Raw genomic sequence first — 20,795 nt, forward strand, 5'->3', positions numbered from 1 at the left:
ATGCCTGTGTTAATCGCGGGTCAAAGAGGCTATAGCGCATGCAGACGAAAAGACAGGCGCGCCGGCAACGGGCCGCGGTCAGCGAAGAGAAAGCCGATCGGCAGAGCATGGAAACGCATCATATTGATTTTTCGACCATTCTCGATGTATCCGCGCTGAAGGCGGAGTGCGAGGCCCTCGCCAAACGCGGCCTGGATAAGAACGATGAGCGCTCCGCGCTGCTGGCGCTGTTGAAAAAGGCAAGCCAGGATGGACGGGAAGAGGCACGGCGATTGCTGATGGCCGACGGCAGCGGGCTCAATTGCGCGCACCGGATTTCCTGGCTGCAGGACCAGGTCATCACCGTCATCTACGATTTCACCGTCCGCCACGTCTATCCGAAGCAGGCAGGCGCATTTTCCGTCACCGCCGTCGGCGGTTATGGCCGCGATACGCTGGCGCCGGGCTCCGATATCGACCTTCTCTTCCTTTTCCAGCCAAAGCCGGCGAGCGAGACGCACAAGGCGGTCGAATTCATTCTCTATATGCTTTGGGACATGGGCTTCAAAGTTGGCCACGCCACGCGCACGGTCGAGGAGTGCATCCGCGAGGCCAAGTCCGACATGACGGTGCGCACCGCCATCCTCGAAACCCGCTATATCTGCGGCAATGTCGCGCTGGAGCGCGAGCTGCAGGCGCGCTTCGACAAGGAAATCGTCACCAATACCGGCCCGGAATTCATCGCCGCCAAGCTCGCCGAACGCGACGAGCGCCACCGCAAGGCCGGCGACACCCGCTATCTGGTCGAGCCGAACGTCAAGGAAGGCAAGGGTGGCCTGCGCGACCTGCACACGCTGTTCTGGATCTCGAAATATTATTATCACGTACGAGATCCCGCCGAGCTGGTGAAGCTCGGCGTGCTCTCGAAGCAGGAATATCGTCTCTTCGAGAAGGCCGAGGATTTCCTCTGGGCCGTGCGCTGCCACATGCATTTCCTGACCGGCAAGGCGGAGGAGCGGCTTTCCTTCGATATCCAGCGCGATATCGCCGCAGCCCTCGACTATAACGCCCGCCCGGGCCTTTCGGCCGTCGAGCGGTTCATGAAGCACTATTTCCTTGTCGCCAAGGATGTCGGCGATCTCACCCGCATCCTCTGCGCCGCATTGGAGGACCAGCAGGCGAAGGCAACTCCGGGCCTCACCGGCGTCATCAGCCGCTTTGCCAACCGTTCGCGCAAGATCCCCGGCACTGTCGAGTTCGTCGAGGATCGCGGCCGCATCGCGCTTGCCAATCCCGATGTCTTCAAGCGCGATCCGGTCAGTCTCATCCGGCTCTTCTTCGTGGCCGACATCAACGGCCTCGAATTCCATCCGGATGCGTTGAAGCGTGTCACCCGCTCGCTGAGCCTGATCGACAACGATCTGCGCGAAAACGAGGAGGCGAACCGGCTTTTCCTTTCCATCCTTACCTCGAAGCGCGATCCAGCGCTGATCCTGCGCCGCATGAACGAGGCCGGCGTGCTTGGCCGCTTCATTCCGGAATTCGGCAAGATCGTCTCGATGATGCAGTTCAACATGTATCACCACTATACGGTGGACGAGCATCTGATCCGCGCCGTCGAGGTGCTGTCGGAGATCGACAAGGGCAAGGCCGAGGATATTCATCCGCTCACCAACAAGCTGATGCCCAATATCGAGGATCGCGATGCGCTCTACGTCGCCGTCCTGTTGCACGATATCGCCAAGGGCCGCGAGGAAGACCACTCGGAAGCCGGTGCCGCAGTTGCTCGCAAGCTCTGCCCGCGCTTCGGCCTTTCGCCGAAGCAGACGGAGCTGGTGGTCTGGCTGATCGCGGAACACCTGACCATGTCGATGGTCGCCCAGACGCGCGACTTGACCGACCGCAAGACCATCATCGATTTTGCCGACCGGGTGCAGTCGCTCGACCGGCTGAAGATGCTGCTGATCCTGACCGTCTGCGACATCCGCGCCGTCGGCCCTGGCGTCTGGAACGGCTGGAAGGGTCAGCTGCTGCGCACGCTTTATTATGAAACCGAGCTGCTGCTGTCAGGCGGGTTCTCCGAAGTGTCGCGCAAGGAACGGGCGGAGGCTGCCGCCGAAGCGCTGGAACACGCACTTGCCGATTGGAGCCAGAAGGAGCGCAAGGCCTACGTCAAGCTGCACTATCAGCCCTATCTGCTGTCCGTGCCGCTGGAAGATCAGATCCGCCATACGCAGTTCATGCGTGAATCCGACAAGGCGGGCAAGGTCCTCGCCACCATGGTGCGCACCGACAGCTTCCACGCGATCACCGAGATCACCGTGCTCTCGCCCGACCATCCGCGTCTTTTGACCGTGATCGCCGGCGCCTGTGCCGCGGCCGGGGCCAATATTGCCGATGCGCAAATCTTCACGACATCGGATGGCCGCGCGCTCGACACCATCCATGTCAGCCGCGAATTTCCCGACGACGCCGACGAACTGCGTCGTGCCGCCACCATCGGCAAGATGATCGAGGATGTGCTGGCCGGCCGCAAACGGCTGCCGGAGGTCATCGCAACGCGGACGAAGAACCGCCGCAAGAACAAGGCTTTCGTCATCCCACCGTCTGTCATCATCACCAATAGCCTCTCCAACAAATTCACGGTCATCGAGGTCGAATGCCTCGACCGCCCCGGCCTGCTGTCGGAAATCACGGCCGTTCTTTCGGACCTGTCGCTCGATATCCAGTCTGCCCGCATCACCACTTTCGGCGAGAAGGTCATCGATACCTTCTATGTCGCCGACCTGGTGGGCCAGAAGATTTCCAACGAGAACAGGCGGGCCTATATCACCGCCCGCCTGAAAGCCGTCATGGCCGGCGAGGAGGATGAAATGCGCGAGCGCATGCCCTCCGGCATCATCGCGCCCGCCGCCACGCGCGGCGTCGCCGTCGAAAAGTCAGACACCGAGAAGAAAGCCGGTTCAGCCGCATGAGCCTAGTCAAGAAATTCATCACCGTCGGTGGCGCGACGCTCGGCAGCCGCATCTTCGGCTTCGCCCGCGAAACCTTGATGGCAGCCGCCCTCGGCACGGGGCCGATGGCAGACGTCTTCTACGCCGCCTTCCGCTTTCCGAACCTCTTCCGCCGGCTATTTGCCGAAGGTGCCTTCAACGCCGCCTTCGTGCCGCTCTTTGCAAAGGAGATCGAGGCGCACGGCATCGAGGGCGCCAAGCGCTTCTCGGAAGAAGTCTTCGGCGTTCTCTTCTCGGTCCTCCTGATGATCACCATCGTCATGGAACTGGCCATGCCGCTTCTGGTGCGCTGGGTCATCGCGCCTGGTTTTGCCGACGATGCTGAGAAATTCGACCTGACGGTCCGGTTGGCGGCCGTGATGTTCCCCTATCTCATGTCGATGTCGCTGACGGCGATGATGAGCGGCATGCTGAATTCGCTGCATCATTTCTTCGCCGCGGCCGTGGCTCCGATCTTCCTCAACCTGGTGATGATCAGCGCGCTGTTCTACGCGATCTATTTCGGCGCCGACCCGCTGACCACCGCCTGGTACCTGTCCTGGTCGGTACTGGTGGCAGGCGTGCTGCAGCTGGCCGTCGTCTATATCGGCGTGCGTCATGCGGGCATCAGTATCGGCCTGCGCTTTCCGCGCTTCACGCCCAATGTCAAGCGGCTCCTGCTGCTTGCGATTCCAGCGGCCATCACCGGCGGCGTCACTCAGATCAATCTTGTGATCGGCCAGGCAATTGCCTCGGGCAAGGAAGGCGCGATCGCCGCCCTGCAATATGCAGACCGCATCTACCAGCTTCCGCTCGGCGTCGTCGGCGTCGCGGTCGGAATCGTGCTTCTGCCGGAATTGGCGCGTTCGCTGAAGTCGGGCCATATCAAGGAAGCCGCCAATATCCAGAACCGCTCGATCGAATTCGTGCTGTTCCTGACGCTGCCGGCCGCTGTCGCCCTATGGCTGCTCTCCGACGACATCATCCGCGTGCTTTACGAGCGCGGCGCCTTTAACGCGAACAATACAACGCTGGTCGGCTCCATCCTTGCCATCTTCGGCCTGGGCCTGCCGGCTTTCGTTCTGATCAAGGCCTTGCAGCCCGGCTTTTATGCCCGCGAAGATACGAAATCGCCGATGCGCTACACGGCGGTCGCCGTCGCCGTCAATTCGGCGCTGTCCATCCTGCTTTTCCCGGTGCTGGCCGAACGCGGCATTGCGCTCGCCGAGGCGGTTGCCGGATGGCTGAACGCTGTGCAGCTCTTCGTTACGCTCTATCGCCGCGGGCATCTTGTCTGGGAATGGTCGCTGGTGCGCCGCACCGTCATGCTGCTCGTCTCCTCCGCCGTCATGGGCGGCGTCATCGTATATTTGTCTCATCGGTGGGAGCCGCTTCTGGGGTCCGGCGCGACGCTGCTCACCAAGACCGGCGTCCTGGGCCTGCTCATATTGATTGCGATGGCCGTTTATTTCATTGTGGCCTTCCTGATCGGCGGCGTGGATTTGGGCATGGTACGCCGCAATTTGAAGCGCAAGCGGGCGAAGCCCACTTCGGACGCGGAAGTCGTGAATGGCGAGTAATCAAACTCCTTTACCCCGATCCTTCCAGCAATTGGGGTGAGAGAACGATTTTGCCGGAAAGGAGCTTTCTCATGTCCCAATCCCTCTTTCTCGTCGCCCTCGTCATCGATGATTACGACTGTGCCAAAGCCTTCTATTGCGATGCCCTTGGCTTCGAGTGCTTGGCTGACGAGGTGCAGCCGGAAGGTAAGCGCTGGGTTGTCGTCAGGCCGAAAGGCACCGAGGGCGCCGCGCTATTGCTCGCTCAAGCCGCCAGCGACAGCCAGCGCGCAGCGATCGGCAATCAGACCGGTGGCCGCGTCGGCTTCTTTCTCAAGACCGATGATTTCGCCCGCGATCATGCCGCGATGAAGGCAAAGGGCGTGCGTTTTCTGGAGGAGCCGCGCCATGAGGTCTATGGCACGGTGGCCGTCTTCGCCGATCCCTATGGCAACACCTGGGACCTGATCCAGCATTCTTCGTGAAACTCTGTCACATGGCCTCTTGATCCCCGCCGATCCCGCGTGCATAAGCCGCTCGAAACCAGGGGTCGAGTGTGAGCTCGCCCAGGCCCTCCACAAGCCTTTTGAGGACGACATGACCGAATTCAAGCCGCTCGTATTCTCCGGCGTTCAGCCGACCGGCAACCTCCACCTCGGTAACTATCTTGGCGCGATCCGCAAGTTCGTGGCCCTGCAGGCCAACAACGACTGCATCTATTGCGTCGTCGACATGCATGCGCTGACCGCTCAGCTCGTGCATGAGGACATGCCGAACCAGACGCGCTCGATCACCGCGGCCTTCCTTGCCGCCGGCATCGACCCGGAAAAGCATATCGTCTTCAATCAGTCGGCCGTGCCCGGCCATGCCGAGCTTGCCTGGATCTTCAACTGCGTCGCCCGTATCGGCTGGATGAACCGCATGACGCAGTTCAAGGACAAGGCCGGCAAGGATCGCGAGCAGGCCTCGCTCGGTCTTTATGCCTATCCGAGCCTGATGGCCGCCGACATTCTGCTCTATCGCGCCACTCATGTTCCGGTCGGCGACGACCAGAAGCAGCATCTGGAGCTGACCCGCGACATCGCGATGAAGTTCAATCTGGACTACATGGAGCATATTCGCCGTACGGGATACGGCATTGACATATCAGTCGGCGACGAGCCGGTGCATGCCTATTTTCCTATGGTCGAGCCCCTGATCGATGGCCCGGCGCCGCGCGTCATGTCGCTACGTGACGGCACGAAGAAGATGTCGAAATCCGACGCCTCGGACCTCTCACGCATCAACCTGCTCGATGATGAGGAAAACATCTCCAAGAAAATCCGCAAGGCCAAGACAGATCCGGATGGCTTGCCGAGCGAAATCGCCGGTCTCGCCGGTCGTCCGGAAGCCGACAATCTGGTGGGCATCTACGCAGCCCTTGCCGACAAGTCGAAGGCGGAGGTTCTCTCCGAATTCGGCGGCCAGCAGTTCTCCGTCTTCAAGCCGGCGCTGGTCGATCTCGCCGTACATGTGCTCTCGCCGATCACGACGGAAATGCGCCGCCTGATGGCCGATCCCGGCCATATCGACGCCGTGCTGCGCGATGGCGGCGCCCGCGCCCGCGCTCGCGCTGATGTGACCATGAAGCAGGTTCGCGATATTATCGGCTTTCTCTATTGATATCGGCATGCAGGCCGCCGCCTGAATCGGGGGCTTGCAAAACGTCGTCTTCGGGTGTCAGAATCGCCGCATGGTTTCAAAACGTCTCTCACGGCTCGAAGGTCATCGCCGCAAGTTCATGGCGGTCATCGACGGCACCCCAGAATGCCAGCGTGCCGTCCATTATGCCGGCCGGCGCGCCAAGAACTCCAATGGCGGCCTCGTTCTGCTCTATGTAATTCCCGAGGGCGACTTCCAGCAATGGCTTGGCGTCGAGGAGATCATGCGGGCGGAAGCGCGCGAGGAGGCTGAGGCAGCAACCGCAAAGGCGGCGCAGGCCGTGCGCGAAAACATCGGCATCGATGCGGAAATCGTCATCCGCGAGGGCGCTGCCGCCGAGCAGATCAATGCCGTCATCGAGGATGACCGGGATATCGCTCTTCTCGTGCTTGCCGCCGGTTCCGCCAAGGAAGGTCCCGGCCCGCTGGTGTCGTCGATCGCCGGTCGCGCAGCTGCCTTTCCGATCCCGGTGACGGTGCTTCCAGACACGCTGAGTAACGAGGAAATCGACGCGCTGAGCTGATGGATCGACGCCATTTCTTGAGAAACATTCTCTTGAATAGAATGGCCAAAAGGCCTATCTTCTTTTGAAATATTCTAAAGTCGGGACAGGGTTTTCGCCCGCCGCATGGAGATCAAGATGTTCATTCAGACCGAAGCGACGCCGAACCCCGCGACCCTCAAGTTCCTGCCGGGCAAAGTGGTGATGGAAAGCGGCACGGCCGAGTTCCGTAGCGCCGAGGAAGCCGAAGCTTCGCCGCTGGCTGCCCGCCTCTTCGAAATCCCGGGCGTCATCGGCGTTTACTTCGGCTACGACTTCATTTCCGTTTCCAAGGAAAATCAAGAGTGGCAACATCTGAAGCCGGCTATCCTCGGTTCGATCCTGGAGCATTTCATGTCCGGCAAGCCGGTCATGGGCTCGGCGTCGGTTCTCTCCGAAGTGCAGGATGCCGGCGGCGAATTCTTCGATGAAGGCGATGAATCGATCGTGCTGACCATCAAGGAGCTGCTGGAGACGCGTGTTCGTCCTGCCGTTGCCCAGGATGGCGGCGACATCACCTTCCGCGGCTTCCGTGACGGCAAGGTCTATCTCAACATGAAGGGTTCCTGCGCCGGCTGCCCGTCCTCGACGGCGACGCTGAAGCACGGCGTGCAGAACCTGCTGCGCCATTTCGTGCCCGAAGTTCAGGAAGTCGAAGCCGTTTAATATTCAGGCTTTTCGGAAAATTTGACATGATCGTACTGGCGCTCGACACGGCAGGTGTGGATTGCGCTGCCGCTGTGTATGATAGCGGCAGTGATTCTGTGATGGGGGAGGTCACGGAAACGATCGGACGGGGGCATGCCGAGCATTTGATGCACGTTGTCGACGGAGCGCTGGCGAAAGCCGGCGTAGCGCTTTCGGCGATCGAACGTGTCGTGGTGACCGTCGGCCCCGGTTCCTTTACCGGCATCCGCATCGGCGTTGCAGCCGCACGTGGATTTGCGCTTTCCCTCAATGTTCCAGCAGTCGGCATCACGACCCTCGAGGTCATGGCCGCGACCGCCAGGGCACAGAATCCGGGCAAGTCGGTTCTGGCTGCCATCGATGCCAAGCGCGAGGAGATCTATCTCCAGAGCTTCGGTGCCGATGGCAACCCGCTGGACGAGGCTCGGGCCGTGACGATCGACGAAGCGCGGGCAATCGCCGGCGCATTCGACGGGGTCGTCACCGGAACGGCTGTCGCCCGGTTGAGCGACGCGCCGCCTGCGGAGCGGCCAGACGCATTTCCGATTGCCATCATCGCCCGGCTGGGCGCTGGCAAGCCTGCCGGCGAAAAGCCGAAGCCGCTTTATCTTCGCGGACCCGATGCCAGACCGCAGGCCGGATACGCAGTTGCCAGGCAATAGACATGCTCGAATCTTATCTGACCTTGAAAGCCGAATACGAAATCGTCCCGATGGAACTGAAGGATTGCGCCGAAGTGGCGCTCCTGCATGGCGAACGCTTCCCGCGGGTTTGGGACGAGACTGAATTTCAGGGTCTCCTTTCGCAGGAGGCCACCTTCGGCTTCGTTGCCCGCCAGACCAACGCCATCCTCAAAAAGGCGCTTCCAGGCTTCGTGCTGGCTCGGCATGTGGCGGGCGAGGGCGAAATCCTGACAATCGCCGTCAACGCCAAACTCGGACGCTCCGGCCTTGGCTGGCGCCTCATGCAAGCGGCTTTGCGTGAAACCCGCAATCGCGGCGGCGAAACCATGTTTCTCGAAGTCGACGGCAGCAATCTGCCGGCCCTCGGCCTTTATCGCAAACTCGGTTTCGAAACCGTCGGTGAGCGCAAGGCTTACTATGTCGGCGAAAACGGCCAGAGGTCGACGGCGCTTGTCATGCGCCGCGTTCTTCGCTAGTCCCTTGTCGCAGTCCCAACAGACCGAAGACAGCAATCGATGGATGATGCCGTAAAATCCCTGGAGGAGCTTTGCGCCGAGCGTGGCATGCGCATGACGGACCAACGCCGGGTCATTGCGCGCATCATCGAGAGTTCCGAGGATCACCCGGATGTCGAGGAGCTCTATCGACGCTCGGTGGAGGTGGATGCGAAAATCTCGATTTCCACGGTCTATCGCACGGTAAAGTTGTTCGAGGATGCCGGCCTTCTTGCCCGCCACGATTTTCGCGATGGCCGCTCCCGCTACGAGACCGTGCCGGAGGAACATCACGATCACCTGATCGACCTGAAAAGCGGCGCGGTAATCGAATTCCATTCGCCGGAGATCGAGGCTTTGCAGGAACGCATTGCCCGTGAACATGGCTTCAAACTCGTCGACCACCGGCTGGAGCTTTACGGCATCCCGCTGAAGAAGGACGAAGGTTGACGTGAAGGCTTTCATGCAGGAGCGAACGATTTGATGACCTGGCTGCGCATCGGCTGTGCCGCCGTGGTCATTGGCGTCGTCAGCGCGGTGATGCTGCCGCTGCAGATCCTCTGCCTGCGCTTTGACTGGAAGCTTCGGCGCTATCTGCCGCGCTATTGGCATCGCATCGTCTGCTATTGGCTTGGCGTGCGCATCCACGTGGTCGGCAAGATGGAGACGAGCCGGCCTCTGATGCTGGCGTCCAACCACTCGTCCTGGCTCGATATTCTCGTACTTTCGGCAATCGCCGATGTCTCTTTCATCGCCAAGTCGGAAGTGCGGGACTGGCCGATCTTTGGTCAATTCGCCCGGTGGCAGAAGAGCGTCTTCGTCGAGCGCGAACAGAAGCGCAAGACGGGCGATCAAGTGAACGAGATTGCAGACCGCATGGCCGATGGCGAGATCATGGTGCTTTTCCCCGAAGGTACGACTTCGGATGGCAATCGGCTGCTTCAAGTCAAGTCATCGCTGTTCGGCGCTGCCGCCGCCGCCCTGCCGAAGGCGCCGGATGCTGTCGTGCATGTCCAGCCGGTCGCGGTCGCCTATACCCGCGTCCATGGAACGCCGATGGGCCGCTATTATCGCCCGCTAACGGCATGGCCTGGTGATATCGAGCTTGTGCCGCACCTGAAGGGCATTATCCAGTGCGGCGCCATCGATGTTGACGTCTGTTTCGGCGAGGCTGTGGATTATCGCGCCGGTACCAATCGCAAGGAAGTCAGCGCCACTATCGCCAAGCGGATCCGCAATATGCTTGCCAGCCGCCTGCTCGGGCGCGAGATCGTCTGATTTCCAGGTGATTCCAACTTTTCCATTTTCTCCGAAGGCAAAAGCCACTACATAGCGGCCCATGACCAAGGACAGCCTGACCCTCGACGCCCCGGCGACCGACGCTCTGCAGCTCGGCCCCCGCGATGGCTCCAACAGCCGCAAGGTCTTCATCAAGACCTACGGCTGCCAGATGAACGTGTATGATTCCATGCGGATGAGCGATGCGCTTGCCCGTGACGGCTACGAGCCGACCGAGGACATGGAAGAGGCCGATCTCGTCCTTTTGAATACCTGCCATATCCGTGAGAAGGCGGCCGAAAAGGTCTATTCCGCGCTTGGCCGCCTGCGTGAGATGAAGAAGCGCAAAGCCGCCGACGGCCGTGAGATGATGATTGGCGTTACCGGCTGCGTTGCCCAGGCGGAAGGCGAGGAGATTCTTCGCCGCGCGCCTGCCGTCGATGTCGTCATCGGCCCGCAGACCTATCATCGCCTGCCGGACGCGCTGCGTCGCGCCAAGGAAGGCCAGCGCGTCGTCGACACGGAATATGCGATCGAGGACAAGTTCGAACACCTGCCGATCGCAGAGAAGGCGAAGATCCGTGCCCGCGGCGTCACTGCCTTCCTGACGGTGCAGGAAGGCTGCGACAAGTTCTGCACCTTCTGCGTCGTGCCCTATACGCGCGGCTCCGAAGTCTCCCGCCCGGTCTCCCAAGTCGTCGAGGAGGCCGAGAAGCTGGTGGATGGCGGCGTTCGCGAGATCACGCTGCTCGGCCAGAACGTCAATGCATGGCACGGCATCGGCCCGAAAGGCGAAGCTTGGAGCCTCGGCGACCTCCTCTATCGCCTGGCGGAAATCCCTGGTCTCGCGCGCCTGCGCTACACGACCAGCCACCCGCGCGACATGGACGATCGCCTGATCGGCGCACATCGCGACCTGCGGACGCTGATGCCCTATCTGCATCTTCCGGTTCAGGCCGGCTCGGATCGCATCCTGAAGGCGATGAACCGGCGACATACGGCGGCTGAATATCTGACGCTTATCGAGAAGATCCGTACTGCACGCCCGGATATCGCCCTTTCTGGTGACTTTATCGTCGGCTTCCCGGGGGAGACAGACCAGGATTTTGAGGATACACTGAAGCTCATCGAGGAGGTGAATTATGCCCAGGCCTTCTCGTTCAAATATTCGACGCGGCCGGGCACGCCCGGTGCGGAGCTGAAGGATCAGGTGCCCGAAGAGGTCAAGACCGAGCGGCTGGAGCGATTGCAGGCGTTGCTCCTGCGGCAGCAGCATGCGTTTGCGGAGGCTTGCGTCGGCAAAACAGTGGATATCCTTCTGGAAAAGCCGGGCCGGATGCCGGGCCAGTTGATTGGACGCTCCCCTTGGCTGCAATCTGTGAATGTTGATGCAAAAGCATCGCAAATCGGTGACATTATAAACGTACGAATCACCGGAACCAGCACCAACAGCCTTTTCGCTGAATTGCTCTAGGTTCCGGACGGACCAAAGGAGCCGCACCGCTTGAACGGACAGGAATTGGTTTCTTCTTCATCGCGCCAGCCCCGCATCGCGAGCGACGCCAATCACTTCACCCTGACGTTCGAAAACAATCGGTTCGCCAGCGAACTTTTCGGGCAGTTCGATCAGAATCTGAAGCTTCTGGAGGAGCGCCTCGGCATAGACGCGCGCGCTCGCGGCAATTCCGTCGTCATAACAGGCGATGTGCTGGCCACCAATCAGGCGCGCCGCACGCTCGATTACCTCTATGACAAGCTGCAAAAAGGCGGCAATGTAGAGCGTTCCGATGTGGAAGGGGCAATCCGCATGGCGGTTGCCGCCGACGATCAATTGACGCTGCCGACCATGGAGAGAAAAGCCAAGTTGACGATGGCGCAGATTTCGACGCGCAAGAAGACGATCATTGCGCGCACGCCGACGCAGGATGCCTATATGCGGGCACTGGAGCGCTCCGAGCTCGTCCTCGGTGTCGGCCCTGCCGGTACCGGCAAGACCTATCTCGCCGTCGCGCATGCTGCCCAGCTCCTGGAGCGCGGTGCGGTGGAAAAGATCATCCTGTCGCGCCCGGCCGTCGAAGCCGGCGAGCGTCTCGGCTTCCTGCCCGGCGACATGAAGGAAAAGGTCGATCCCTATCTACGCCCGCTCTATGACGCGCTTTACGACATGATGCCTGGCGACAAGGTCGAACGTGCCATAACGGCAGGCGTCATCGAGATCGCGCCGCTCGCTTTCATGCGTGGCCGCACGCTTGCCAATGCCGCCGTCATCCTCGACGAAGCGCAGAACACGACATCCATGCAGATGAAAATGTTCCTGACGCGTCTCGGCGAAAATTCGCGGATGATCGTGACGGGCGACCCAAGCCAGATCGACTTGCCGCGCGGCGTCAAGTCCGGCCTGGTGGAGGCGCTAGAGCTGCTGAATGGCGTCGAGGGCATCACCATCGTCCGCTTCAAGGATACGGACGTTGTCCGTCATCCGCTGGTGGCGCGCATCGTTAGGGCCTACGATTCCACCTATGCTGCAAAGGCAGAGGAAAGCGATCCGCAGATTTGATCTGCGGCCCGAAAGCTCATGGCCGAACTCGACATACAGATCAGCGTGGAGGAGGGCGATTGGCCCTCCGAAGAAATATTGCAGTCGCTTGCCGAGCGCGTGCTGGGCGAAGCTGCAAATTATCTCAAGAAAAACGAGAAGCAGCCATTTCCAAAAATGGCGCCCGAATTGTCGCTGGTTTTCACCGACGATGCCTCGATCCGCGAGATCAATGCGGAATGGCGCTCTCAGGACAAGGCGACGAACGTTCTTTCCTTTCCAGCTTTTCCGCTTGAACCCGGTGGCACGCCCGGCCCCATGCTGGGCGATATCATCATCGCCAGGGAAACGGTGGAGCGTGAGGCGGTGGAGCTCGAAAAGAGTTTTGACGACCATCTCACGCATTTGATGGTGCATGGTTTCTTGCATCTCTTCGGCTACGACCATATGAATAATAGCGAAGCCGAAAGAATGGAGGGGCTGGAGACTCGCATTTTGGCTAGTCTTGGCCTATCTGATCCCTATGCGGGACAAGACCCCATTTGATCTGAACCCTGTCTGACCAGGAACAATGAGCGACTTTACGACGAGATCGGCCCCCGAGGCCAAAGACGGAGCCGATGCGGCCTCCTCCGACGAGGTAGGCAGTAGTAGCAACGGCAAGCGATCCCACTCTTCCTTTTGGGCACGTGCCGCGCGCATTTTGCGCCCGGCACAGGATTCCGCCCGGTTGCGCGAGGATCTTGCCGACGCGCTGATGACCAACGCGGCCGGCGACGACGCCTTCTCCGCGGACGAGCGGGCGATGCTGCACAATATCCTGCGCTTCCGCGAGGTGCGCGTCGAGGATGTCATGGTGCCGCGCGCCGATATCGAGGCCGTGGACCAGAATATCACCATCGGCGAGCTGATGATCCTCTTCGAGGAAAGCGGCCGTTCACGCATGCCCGTCTATGCCGATACGCTGGATGATCCGCGTGGCATGGTGCATATCCGCGACCTGCTGTCCTATGTTGCCAAGCAGGCTCGCAACAAGCGCCGCAGTGGCAGTGCTAAGACGGCGGCCGCCGCAACGGCAGCACCTGCGGCCGAAAAGCCGGTGCGGTCCGCCAAGCCAAATTTCGATCTTTCGCGCGTCGATCTGCAGAAGACGCTGGCTGAGGCCGGCATCATCCGCAAGATCCTCTTCGTGCCGCCCTCGATGCTCGCCTCCGACTTGCTGCGCCGCATGCAGGTCAACCGCACGCAGATGGCCCTCGTCATCGACGAATATGGCGGCACGGACGGTCTGGCCTCGCATGAGGACATCGTCGAGATGGTCGTTGGCGATATCGACGACGAGCATGATGATGAAGAAGTCATGTTCAAGCGCGTCTCCGAGGACGTCTTCGTCGCCGACGCCCGTGTCGAGCTGGAGGAGATCGCCGCTGCGATCGGTCCTGATTTCGATATCGCCGAGCAGGTGGACGAGGTGGATACGCTTGGTGGTCTGATCTTCTCCGCGCTCGGACGCATTCCGGTGCGCGGTGAGGTGGTGCAGGCGCTTCCGGGCTTCGAGTTTCATATTCTCGATGCCGATCCGCGCCGCATCAAACGGGTGCGCATCACACGCAAGCGTCATGCCGTCCGGCGTCGTCCAGCAAAGCTCGAGGGCGAAGCGGGAACGTCTGAACGCGGCTTGCTGGCCCACGAAGCGATCGCCGAGGAAATGCCAACCGAACGCAATGCCGCCAGCCAATAAATGGCGCTTCAGCGGGACAAATCGCTGCTTTTTTGAAAGACTGCCGCCAGTTGATTCGCGATTGGACGGAGCTGGCGCATGGAATGGCTTTCGGGCAAGGTGATCCTCGTCTGGGGTTTCAAACGTGCGTTGCTTGCAATCCTTGCTGGAGCCATCGGGGTGCTGGCGCTGCCGCCCTTCGGCTTCTTCGCGGCGATGTTCATTTCTTTCACGCTGCTGGTCTGGCTGCTGGATGGCGTTGCCGCCGGCCCGGATAGCGGTCTGCTCGGGCGTCTATGGCCGGCTTTCTTCACCGGTTGGCTGTTCGGCTTCGGTTATTTTGTCGCCGGCCTCTGGTGGCTCGGCCACGCGCTGCTGATCGATGCCGACGAGTTCGCCTGGGCCTTGCCGCTCGCGATCCTCGGTCTTCCCGCCTTCCTGGCGGTCTTCTACGGTGTCGCGACCATGCTTGCCCGCATCCTGTGGTCCGATGGCATGGGACGCATCGCCGCGCTTGCCTTCAGCTTCGGCATTCTCGAATGGCTGCGCAGCTTTCTTTTCACCGGCTTTCCCTGGAATGCCATTGGCTATGGCGCCATGCCCATTCCGCTGATGATGCAGTCGGCGCATGTGATCGGGGTGCTCGGGGTCACCGTGCTTGCCGTCTTCGTCTTCGCGGCACCGGCATTGCTCGGCACGCGCCAGGGCCGGGTGCCGGGACTTGGGCTTGCCGTTCTCATCGTTTCAGCCCATTTCGGCTATGGCTATTATGCACTGAGCCAGCCGGAGGCGCCATTGGCAGGTGTGAAGACGGCGCCTGTCGTGCGCATCGTCCAACCCTCCATCGACCAGGAAACCAAGATGGACACCGCCGCCGATCGTGCCGCCATCTTCGACAGGCACCTGGCACTTTCGGTGCAGCCGCCTGCCAATGGCGGCAAGCGGCCTGACATCATCGTCTGGCCGGAAACGGCCGTGCCCTTCATCCTCACCGACAATCGCGACGCGCTCGCCCGCATCGCCGATCAGCTCGATGACGACCAGATCCTGATTACCGGCGCCGTCCGCATCGAAGATATGGGACCCGGCGTGGATCCGCGCTATTACAACTCCATTTACGTCATCGATGGGCGAGGTCAGATCATCGGGGCCTCCGACAAGACCCATCTGGTTCCTTTCGGAGAATACGTCCCCTTCGAACATATCCTCGGCTATCTCGGCATCGAAAATGTCATCGAACTGCCGGGAGGGTTTTCAGCGGCCGCCAAACGGGAATTGCTGAGCATGCCGGATGGCCTGAAATTCTATCCGCTGATCTGTTACGAGATCATTTTTCCGAACGAGATGACCCCGGAAATCAGGCAGGCCAACGCCATCCTTAACGTTACGAACGACGGCTGGTTTGGCGATACGCCAGGCCCATACCAGCATTTCCTGCAGGCAAGAGTGAGAGCGGTGGAGCAGGGATTGCCGCTGATTCGGAGCGCCAATACTGGTATTTCAGCATTTGTTGATGCACACGGACGTCTGCTTTCTGGTATCGATTATAACCAGCAAGGCTTTATTGATGCTACTCTGGGTGGCGCAACCGTTTCGCGCATCGACGATAAGGCCAGAAAAACATACTTTTGGTTGATCATCGCTGCAGCCGGTATGATCGCTGCGATTTCGCGCATGGGTTTTATTTTTAGGGTGAATTGACCAAAAAACCCTAAAATTGCATAGTGCTAGACATCCGCCTTTTGAACGTAGACTGGAGGCCTTGGGGGCATCGGCTGCAACGTAGCGTTATAGGGGTGGAGAAGGGTACCGGGTGGCAGGTCCTGAATTCAACCTATGTTAGGGTAAAATGATGATAGAGAATAAAAAGAAGCCGAACCCCATCGACATTCATGTCGGTAGCCGCATACGCCTCCGCCGCACGATGCTTGGTATGAGCCAGGAGAAGCTCGGCGAAAGCCTCGGAATTACGTTTCAGCAGATTCAGAAATACGAAAAAGGCACCAATCGCGTTGGCGCCAGCCGCCTCCAAAACATCTCCAGCATCCTCAACGTCCCGGTCTCCTTCTTTTTCGAGGACGCGCCGGGTGAGCACGCAGCCGGTGCCGGCGGCATGGCCGAAGCATCCAGTTCCAACTACGTCGTCGACTTTCTGTCCTCTTCCGAAGGATTGCAGCTTAACCGCGCCTTCGTGAAGATTTCCGATGGCAAGGTCCGACGCAAGGTTGTCGAGTTGGTCAAGGCACTCGCGGCCGAGGCTGACGCTGAGTAAGCAGTCCTTCGAAAGCAAGCGAAGATCGAGAAAGTCGAGAGGCGGCCGTTTTGGCCGCCTTTCCCCTATTTAAGGCAAAATTTTATCACTTTGGCGGGGATATAAAGATATATTTATGTCCTTGTGCGACTTGTTTTTCACGCCGGAGACGAATATCAAAAGCAGAGATTTGTTCTTTGAGGGGAATCCCGTATGCGCGCGAATTATCTGTTTACGAGTGAGTCTGTTGCCGAAGGTCACCCGGATAAAGTTTGTGACCGCATTTCCGATGAAATCGTCGATCTGGTTTACCGCGAGGCCACAAAGACCGGCGTGAACCCTTGGAGCGTGCGCATTGCATGTGAGACCCTTGCCACCACCAACCGCGTCGTCATCGCCGGTGAGGTTCGTCTTCCGCCGAGCTTGATGAAGAAGGACAAGGACGGCAACGACGTCATCAATCCTTCGAAGTTCAAGGCCGCCGCCCGCCGCGCCATCAAGGATATTGGCTACGAGCAGGACGGCTTCCACTGGAAGAAGGCCCGCATCGATGTGCTTCTGCACTCGCAGTCCGCCGATATCGCCCAGGGCGTCGACAATGCCGCTGACCAGCAGGGTGACGAAGGTGCCGGCGACCAAGGCATCATGTTCGGCTACGCCTGCAAGGAAACGCCTGACCTCATGCCGGCGCCGATCTACTATTCCCACAAGATCCTGCAGCTGCTCGCAACCGCCCGCAAGAAGGGCGATGGCGAAGTCGCCAAGCTCGGGCCTGACGCCAAGAGCCAGGTGACGGTTCGCTATGTCGACGGCAAGCCCTCCGAAGTGGCCTCGATCGTGCTGTCGACCCAGCATCTCGACGACAGCTGGGATTCGAAGAAGGTACGCGCCGTCGTCGAGCCTTATATCCGCGAAGCGCTCGGCGACCTGAAGATTGCCTCCGACTGCAAGTGGTACATCAACCCCACGGGCAAGTTCGTCATCGGCGGTCCGGATGGTGATGCCGGCCTCACCGGCCGCAAGATCATCGTCGATACCTACGGCGGCGCTGCCCCGCATGGCGGCGGTGCTTTCTCGGGCAAGGACACGACCAAGGTCGACCGTTCCGCTGCCTATGCTGCGCGCTACCTTGCAAAGAACGTCGTTGCCGCCGGTCTTGCCGATCGCTGCACGATCCAGCTCTCCTACGCGATCGGCGTTGCCCAGCCGCTGTCGATCTATGTCGACCTGCACGGCACGGGCAAGGACGTCACCGAGGATCAGGTCGAAGCGGCCATCCGCAAGAACATGGACCTTTCGCCCACCGGCATTCGCCGTCACCTCGACCTCAACAAGCCGATCTACGCCAAGACCTCGGCTTACGGTCACTTCGGCCGCAAGGCCGGTCGTGACGGCTCCTTCTCCTGGGAGCGTACGGACCTGGTGAAGGCTCTCAAGGAAGCCGTAAAGCTCCGGGAAGCCGCATGATCGATACCGAGCGCCGGTCGCGGGCGACGGAAGCATTCTTCGGCCGCCGCAAGGGTAAAGCCTTGCGCGGCCAGCAGGCCGAAAAGCTGGAAGTATTGCTGCCGCAGTTCATCCTCGATCTTTCCGCCCCGGCGCCGCAGCCGCTGAACGATCTCTTCCCGGTGCCGACCGAGCGTCTGCGCCTGGAGATCGGTTTCGGCGGTGGAGAGCATTTGATCCACCGGGCGCGGGAGCACCCGAAGACCGGCTTCATCGGGGTAGAACCTTTCGTCAATTCGATGCAGAAGCTGCTTGCGAGCGTCGACGACGCTGGCGCGCGCAACATCCGTGTCTACAATGACGACGCGACGCAGGTGCTGGATTGGTTGCCTGATGCCTGCCTGGACCAAATCGATCTGCTCTATCCCGATCCCTGGCCGAAGAAGAAGCATTGGAAGCGCCGCTTCGTTTCGCAGGTGAACCTTTCCCGCTTCCATCGCGTCCTGAAGCCCGGGGCGCTCTTCTGCTTCGCCTCCGACATTGACACCTACGTCAATTGGACGCTGCAGCATTGCCAGGCGCATGGTGGCTTCGAATGGACTGCGCAGAATGCTGCCGACTGGCTGACGCCCTATGAGGGCTGGCCGAGCACGCGCTACGAGGCCAAGGCCCGCCGCGAAGGGCGCTCGTCGGCCTATCTGACCTTCAAAAGGGTCTGATCGCTCCAATTACGGGCGAGAATCTCAAATTGAAATATTCGCATCATCCCGTGAGGACCGCCGCTTTGGGCGGTCTGGATCATGCGCGCGCATTGCCAGGTGGGGCCGGTTCGATGCGGTCCTTGCGGACGGTGATTTCACCGTCGGGCGACGCTCATAGTCAGTGCAGGCTGACCGTCTTCAATTCGTCTTCTGCAGCACGATAGAATGTGCTGGATCGATTGTCCGTGAGCAGGATCGGCGTGCCGTCGGCGCCGAAAAGCGCCCACAGATCGACATCCGGATCGATATCCGGCGCTTCCGGGAAGCAGCGGGATACTTCGGACCAATCCATTTTTCTGATATAAGCGACCTCGCCGGTGCCGATATTGGCAAGTTCGGATGGGGTCAGGCGGGCGTTAGCTTCTTTCAACAACATGCTCGTACCTCCAGTATGAGGGACCAACGGCTCCAGAGCATGATGACCAAAAGTGTGAGCGGCTTTCGGGTGACGTCGTGCTCTAGTTCTTTGATTCTAGAGCCGATTCGGACTTCAGGTTGATTCGGCCTGAAATCATCCGGCTCTAGGCCGTTGTTCTACTGTGAGACCGAAATGTTAATTTTCTTTACCACGCGGTTCGGTTCCGGCCGAATGAGATCGACGGAGAGCAGCCCGTTCTTCAGCGTAGCGCCGAGCACCTGCATGCCGTCGGCAAGGACGAAAACACGCTGGAACTGCCGGGCTGCGATGCCCCGGTAGAGATAGTCTCGCTCGCCCTGTTCCGTCTGGCGTCCGCGGATCAGCAGCTGGTTCTCTTCCGTGGTGACGTCAAGCTCGTCTTCGGAAAAACCGGCGACCGCCAGCGTGATGCGCAGACGTTCTGGCTCGCCCGACAGGCGATCCGCGCGCATCCGTTCGATATTGTAGGGAGGGTAACCGTCGCTGACCTTGGAAATTCGCTCAAGCGTCTTTTCCATAGTGTCGAAGCCCAGAAGCAGCGGGCTGGCAAAGGGAGTCGTCCGGCTCATCGTCTCAAAGTCCTTGGGTGTCAAGCGACCGTTCCGGACCTGATCTTCAGCACCCGGTTGTCCCTAATATGGGAGTACGCGCCTGCGAGTGCAAGCCATGAGGTCTTCGCATTTGCGAGATCGAAATCCATGGTGAAAAATGGTTTTGTGACATGGCGAGCGAGCGCTTGACAAAGCCGGACCGGACCCGCGACAAAGCCTGTCGATCTGTACCGGAGGAAAGTTGAAGACATGACCGAACCTAGAAAAATCATCATCGATACCGACCCCGGTCAGGACGATGCCGCGGCGATCTTCCTCGCCTTCGGCAGCCGTCAGGAGATCGACGTGCTTGGCATCACCACCGTCGCCGGCAACGTGCCGCTGCGGTTGACGAGCCGGAATGCCCGCATCGTCTGCGAGCTCTGCGATCGTCGCGACGTCAAGGTGTTTGCCGGCGCTGATGCGCCGCTCAAGCGCAAGCTGGTCACGGCCGAACATGTGCATGGCAAGACCGGCCTTGATGGTCCGGAACTTTCCGAGCCGACGATGGAACTGCAGCCGGGCCACGCCGTCGATTTCATCATCGATACGCTGCGTAAGGAACCGGAAGGCGCCGTGACCCTCTGCACGCTCGGCCCGCTGACCAATATCGCAATGGCGTTTCAGAAGGCGCCTGACATCATTGGTCGCGTGCGCGAGCTCGTGATGATGGGCGGCGGCTTTTTCGAGGGCGGCAACATCACGCCGGCCGCCGAGTTCAACATCTATGTCGATCCGGAGGCGGCAGACGTGGTGTTCCGTTCGGGCGTTCCCATCGTCATGATGCCGCTCGACGTCACCCACAAGCTGCTGACGCGCCGGGATCGCGTCGAGCGCATCGCCGCAGTCGGCACGCCGCCGGCCAAGGCCATGGTCGAAATGCTGCAGTTCTTCGAGCGTTTCGATATCGAGAAATATGGTTCGGACGGCGGCCCGCTGCATGATCCGACTGTTATTGCCTACCTTCTGAAGCCCGAGCTCTTCAAGGGCCGCGAATGCAACGTGGAAATCGAAGTGACGTCAGAACTGACGGTCGGCATGACCGTCGTCGACTGGTGGCACGTCACCGACCGCGAGCGCAACGCCAAGGTCATGCGCGATGTCGATGCCGACGGCTTCTTCGCGCTACTGACGGAACGCTTCGCCCGCATCTGATTAGGCTCCATGAGAAAGGCCGCC

21 protein-coding genes are annotated in these 20,795 nt (G+C 60.3%); 19 read left to right on the forward strand and 2 right to left on the reverse strand.

From position 1 onward, the window contains the following. Positions 1-38 precede the first annotated feature (38 nt). The 18 genes from FHX05_RS09420 to trmB all read left to right on the forward strand — a co-directional run bounded on the left by FHX05_RS09420 (position 39) and on the right by trmB (position 18,587). Complete coding sequence (locus FHX05_RS09420) at positions 39-2,954, forward strand: [protein-PII] uridylyltransferase (RefSeq protein WP_183871385.1); 2,916 nt, start codon at positions 39-41, stop codon at positions 2,952-2,954. Next, positions 2,951-4,552, forward strand: coding sequence for a murein biosynthesis integral membrane protein MurJ (gene murJ / locus FHX05_RS09425; RefSeq protein WP_183871386.1), 1,602 nt, complete (start codon positions 2,951-2,953; stop codon positions 4,550-4,552). Before FHX05_RS09420 ends, murJ begins: the two co-directional genes overlap by 4 nt. 71 nt (positions 4,553-4,623) lie before the next feature. After that, positions 4,624-5,016 (forward strand): VOC family protein, encoded by a 393-nt coding sequence (locus FHX05_RS09430; RefSeq protein WP_183871387.1) that lies wholly within the window; start codon positions 4,624-4,626, stop codon positions 5,014-5,016. A 112-nt stretch (positions 5,017-5,128) separates the two neighbouring features. Further along, positions 5,129-6,193, forward strand: a complete 1,065-nt coding sequence (gene trpS, locus FHX05_RS09435; protein ID WP_112609401.1) for a tryptophan--tRNA ligase — start codon at positions 5,129-5,131, stop codon at positions 6,191-6,193. 70 nt (positions 6,194-6,263) lie between these two features. Continuing rightward, on the forward strand, positions 6,264-6,755 hold the full coding sequence (locus FHX05_RS09440; protein WP_075855409.1) for a universal stress protein: 492 nt from the start codon (positions 6,264-6,266) through the stop codon (positions 6,753-6,755). A 117-nt stretch (positions 6,756-6,872) separates the two neighbouring features. Next, entirely contained in the window at positions 6,873-7,439 is a 567-nt protein-coding gene (locus FHX05_RS09445) for a NifU family protein (RefSeq protein WP_183871388.1), read from the forward strand. Between the two features lie 26 nt (positions 7,440-7,465). Next, the gene (gene tsaB / locus FHX05_RS09450; RefSeq protein ID WP_183871389.1) at positions 7,466-8,122 is read left to right on the forward strand and encodes a tRNA (adenosine(37)-N6)-threonylcarbamoyltransferase complex dimerization subunit type 1 TsaB; all 657 of its coding nucleotides are present in this window, start codon (positions 7,466-7,468) and stop codon (positions 8,120-8,122) included. A gap of 2 nt (positions 8,123-8,124) precedes the next feature. Beyond that, positions 8,125-8,619 carry an N-acetyltransferase gene (locus FHX05_RS09455; RefSeq protein WP_183871390.1) on the forward strand — a complete coding sequence of 165 codons (495 nt, stop codon included), beginning with the start codon at positions 8,125-8,127 and terminating at the stop codon, positions 8,617-8,619. 39 nt (positions 8,620-8,658) lie between these two features. Continuing rightward, positions 8,659-9,087 (forward strand): Fur family transcriptional regulator, encoded by a 429-nt coding sequence (locus tag FHX05_RS09460; RefSeq protein WP_015338629.1) that lies wholly within the window; start codon positions 8,659-8,661, stop codon positions 9,085-9,087. A 30-nt stretch (positions 9,088-9,117) separates the two neighbouring features. After that, positions 9,118-9,915, forward strand: a complete 798-nt coding sequence (locus FHX05_RS09465) for a lysophospholipid acyltransferase family protein (protein WP_183871391.1) — start codon at positions 9,118-9,120, stop codon at positions 9,913-9,915. A 61-nt stretch (positions 9,916-9,976) separates the two neighbouring features. Then, positions 9,977-11,389 carry a tRNA (N6-isopentenyl adenosine(37)-C2)-methylthiotransferase MiaB gene (gene miaB, locus FHX05_RS09470; RefSeq protein WP_183871392.1) on the forward strand — a complete coding sequence of 471 codons (1,413 nt, stop codon included), beginning with the start codon at positions 9,977-9,979 and terminating at the stop codon, positions 11,387-11,389. A gap of 30 nt (positions 11,390-11,419) precedes the next feature. After that, positions 11,420-12,472 carry a PhoH family protein gene (locus tag FHX05_RS09475; RefSeq protein WP_015338632.1) on the forward strand — a complete coding sequence of 351 codons (1,053 nt, stop codon included), beginning with the start codon at positions 11,420-11,422 and terminating at the stop codon, positions 12,470-12,472. An 18-nt stretch (positions 12,473-12,490) separates the two neighbouring features. Continuing rightward, positions 12,491-12,997, forward strand: coding sequence for an rRNA maturation RNase YbeY (gene ybeY / locus FHX05_RS09480; protein ID WP_112609407.1), 507 nt, complete (start codon positions 12,491-12,493; stop codon positions 12,995-12,997). Positions 12,998-13,022: 25 nt separating this feature from the next. After that, entirely contained in the window at positions 13,023-14,192 is a 1,170-nt protein-coding gene (locus FHX05_RS09485; protein ID WP_112336669.1) for a hemolysin family protein, read from the forward strand. Between the two features lie 78 nt (positions 14,193-14,270). Then, positions 14,271-15,872 (forward strand): apolipoprotein N-acyltransferase, encoded by a 1,602-nt coding sequence (gene lnt / locus FHX05_RS09490; protein ID WP_183871393.1) that lies wholly within the window; start codon positions 14,271-14,273, stop codon positions 15,870-15,872. Between the two features lie 151 nt (positions 15,873-16,023). Then, complete coding sequence (locus FHX05_RS09495) at positions 16,024-16,443, forward strand: helix-turn-helix domain-containing protein (RefSeq protein WP_041677790.1); 420 nt, start codon at positions 16,024-16,026, stop codon at positions 16,441-16,443. Between the two features lie 192 nt (positions 16,444-16,635). Continuing rightward, complete coding sequence (gene metK, locus FHX05_RS09500) at positions 16,636-17,889, forward strand: methionine adenosyltransferase (protein ID WP_112336667.1); 1,254 nt, start codon at positions 16,636-16,638, stop codon at positions 17,887-17,889. After that, the gene (gene trmB / locus FHX05_RS09505; RefSeq protein ID WP_183871394.1) at positions 17,886-18,587 is read left to right on the forward strand and encodes a tRNA (guanosine(46)-N7)-methyltransferase TrmB; all 702 of its coding nucleotides are present in this window, start codon (positions 17,886-17,888) and stop codon (positions 18,585-18,587) included. The genes metK and trmB overlap by 4 nt, the downstream gene beginning before the upstream one ends. A 160-nt stretch (positions 18,588-18,747) precedes the next feature. Here trmB and FHX05_RS09510 read toward each other — a convergent pair whose 3' ends face one another. Together FHX05_RS09510 and FHX05_RS09515 are read right to left on the reverse strand one after the other, a co-directional pair. Next, positions 18,748-19,005, reverse strand: a complete 258-nt coding sequence (locus FHX05_RS09510; protein ID WP_112336665.1) for a DUF1150 family protein — start codon at positions 19,003-19,005, stop codon at positions 18,748-18,750. Between the two features lie 158 nt (positions 19,006-19,163). Beyond that, on the reverse strand, positions 19,164-19,595 hold the full coding sequence (locus FHX05_RS09515; RefSeq protein ID WP_112336664.1) for an Hsp20 family protein: 432 nt from the start codon (positions 19,593-19,595) through the stop codon (positions 19,164-19,166). Between the two features lie 231 nt (positions 19,596-19,826). Between FHX05_RS09515 and FHX05_RS09520 the strand changes: the two genes are divergently transcribed. Then, positions 19,827-20,771 (forward strand): nucleoside hydrolase, encoded by a 945-nt coding sequence (locus FHX05_RS09520; RefSeq protein ID WP_183871395.1) that lies wholly within the window; start codon positions 19,827-19,829, stop codon positions 20,769-20,771. Positions 20,772-20,795: the final 24 nt, after the last annotated feature.

Source organism: Rhizobium sp. BK491, from assembly GCF_014194925.1.
Taxonomy (GTDB): Bacteria; Pseudomonadota; Alphaproteobacteria; order Rhizobiales; family Rhizobiaceae; genus Rhizobium.

Bases quoted from the DNA above. Each gene is read 5' to 3' on its own strand.
- tsaB (WP_183871389.1), top strand. From the start codon at position 7,466: ATGATCGTACTGGCGCTCGACACGGCAGGTGTGGATTGCGCTGCCGCT.
- FHX05_RS09440 (WP_075855409.1), top strand. From the start codon at position 6,264: ATGGTTTCAAAACGTCTCTCACGGCTCGAAGGTCATCGCCGCAAGTTC.
- trpS (WP_112609401.1), top strand. From the start codon at position 5,129: ATGACCGAATTCAAGCCGCTCGTATTCTCCGGCGTTCAGCCGACCGGC.
- FHX05_RS09430 (WP_183871387.1), top strand. From the start codon at position 4,624: ATGTCCCAATCCCTCTTTCTCGTCGCCCTCGTCATCGATGATTACGAC.
- FHX05_RS09460 (WP_015338629.1), top strand. From the start codon at position 8,659: ATGGATGATGCCGTAAAATCCCTGGAGGAGCTTTGCGCCGAGCGTGGC.
- FHX05_RS09520 (WP_183871395.1), top strand. From the start codon at position 19,827: ATGACCGAACCTAGAAAAATCATCATCGATACCGACCCCGGTCAGGAC.
- miaB (WP_183871392.1), top strand. From the start codon at position 9,977: ATGACCAAGGACAGCCTGACCCTCGACGCCCCGGCGACCGACGCTCTG.
- murJ (WP_183871386.1), top strand. From the start codon at position 2,951: ATGAGCCTAGTCAAGAAATTCATCACCGTCGGTGGCGCGACGCTCGGC.
- trmB (WP_183871394.1), top strand. From the start codon at position 17,886: ATGATCGATACCGAGCGCCGGTCGCGGGCGACGGAAGCATTCTTCGGC.
- FHX05_RS09455 (WP_183871390.1), top strand. From the start codon at position 8,125: ATGCTCGAATCTTATCTGACCTTGAAAGCCGAATACGAAATCGTCCCG.
- FHX05_RS09495 (WP_041677790.1), top strand. From the start codon at position 16,024: ATGATAGAGAATAAAAAGAAGCCGAACCCCATCGACATTCATGTCGGT.
- FHX05_RS09485 (WP_112336669.1), top strand. From the start codon at position 13,023: ATGAGCGACTTTACGACGAGATCGGCCCCCGAGGCCAAAGACGGAGCC.
- FHX05_RS09515 (WP_112336664.1), bottom strand. From the start codon at position 19,595: ATGAGCCGGACGACTCCCTTTGCCAGCCCGCTGCTTCTGGGCTTCGAC.
- ybeY (WP_112609407.1), top strand. From the start codon at position 12,491: ATGGCCGAACTCGACATACAGATCAGCGTGGAGGAGGGCGATTGGCCC.
- FHX05_RS09420 (WP_183871385.1), top strand. From the start codon at position 39: ATGCAGACGAAAAGACAGGCGCGCCGGCAACGGGCCGCGGTCAGCGAA.
- lnt (WP_183871393.1), top strand. From the start codon at position 14,271: ATGGAATGGCTTTCGGGCAAGGTGATCCTCGTCTGGGGTTTCAAACGT.
- FHX05_RS09510 (WP_112336665.1), bottom strand. From the start codon at position 19,005: ATGTTGTTGAAAGAAGCTAACGCCCGCCTGACCCCATCCGAACTTGCC.
- FHX05_RS09445 (WP_183871388.1), top strand. From the start codon at position 6,873: ATGTTCATTCAGACCGAAGCGACGCCGAACCCCGCGACCCTCAAGTTC.
- metK (WP_112336667.1), top strand. From the start codon at position 16,636: ATGCGCGCGAATTATCTGTTTACGAGTGAGTCTGTTGCCGAAGGTCAC.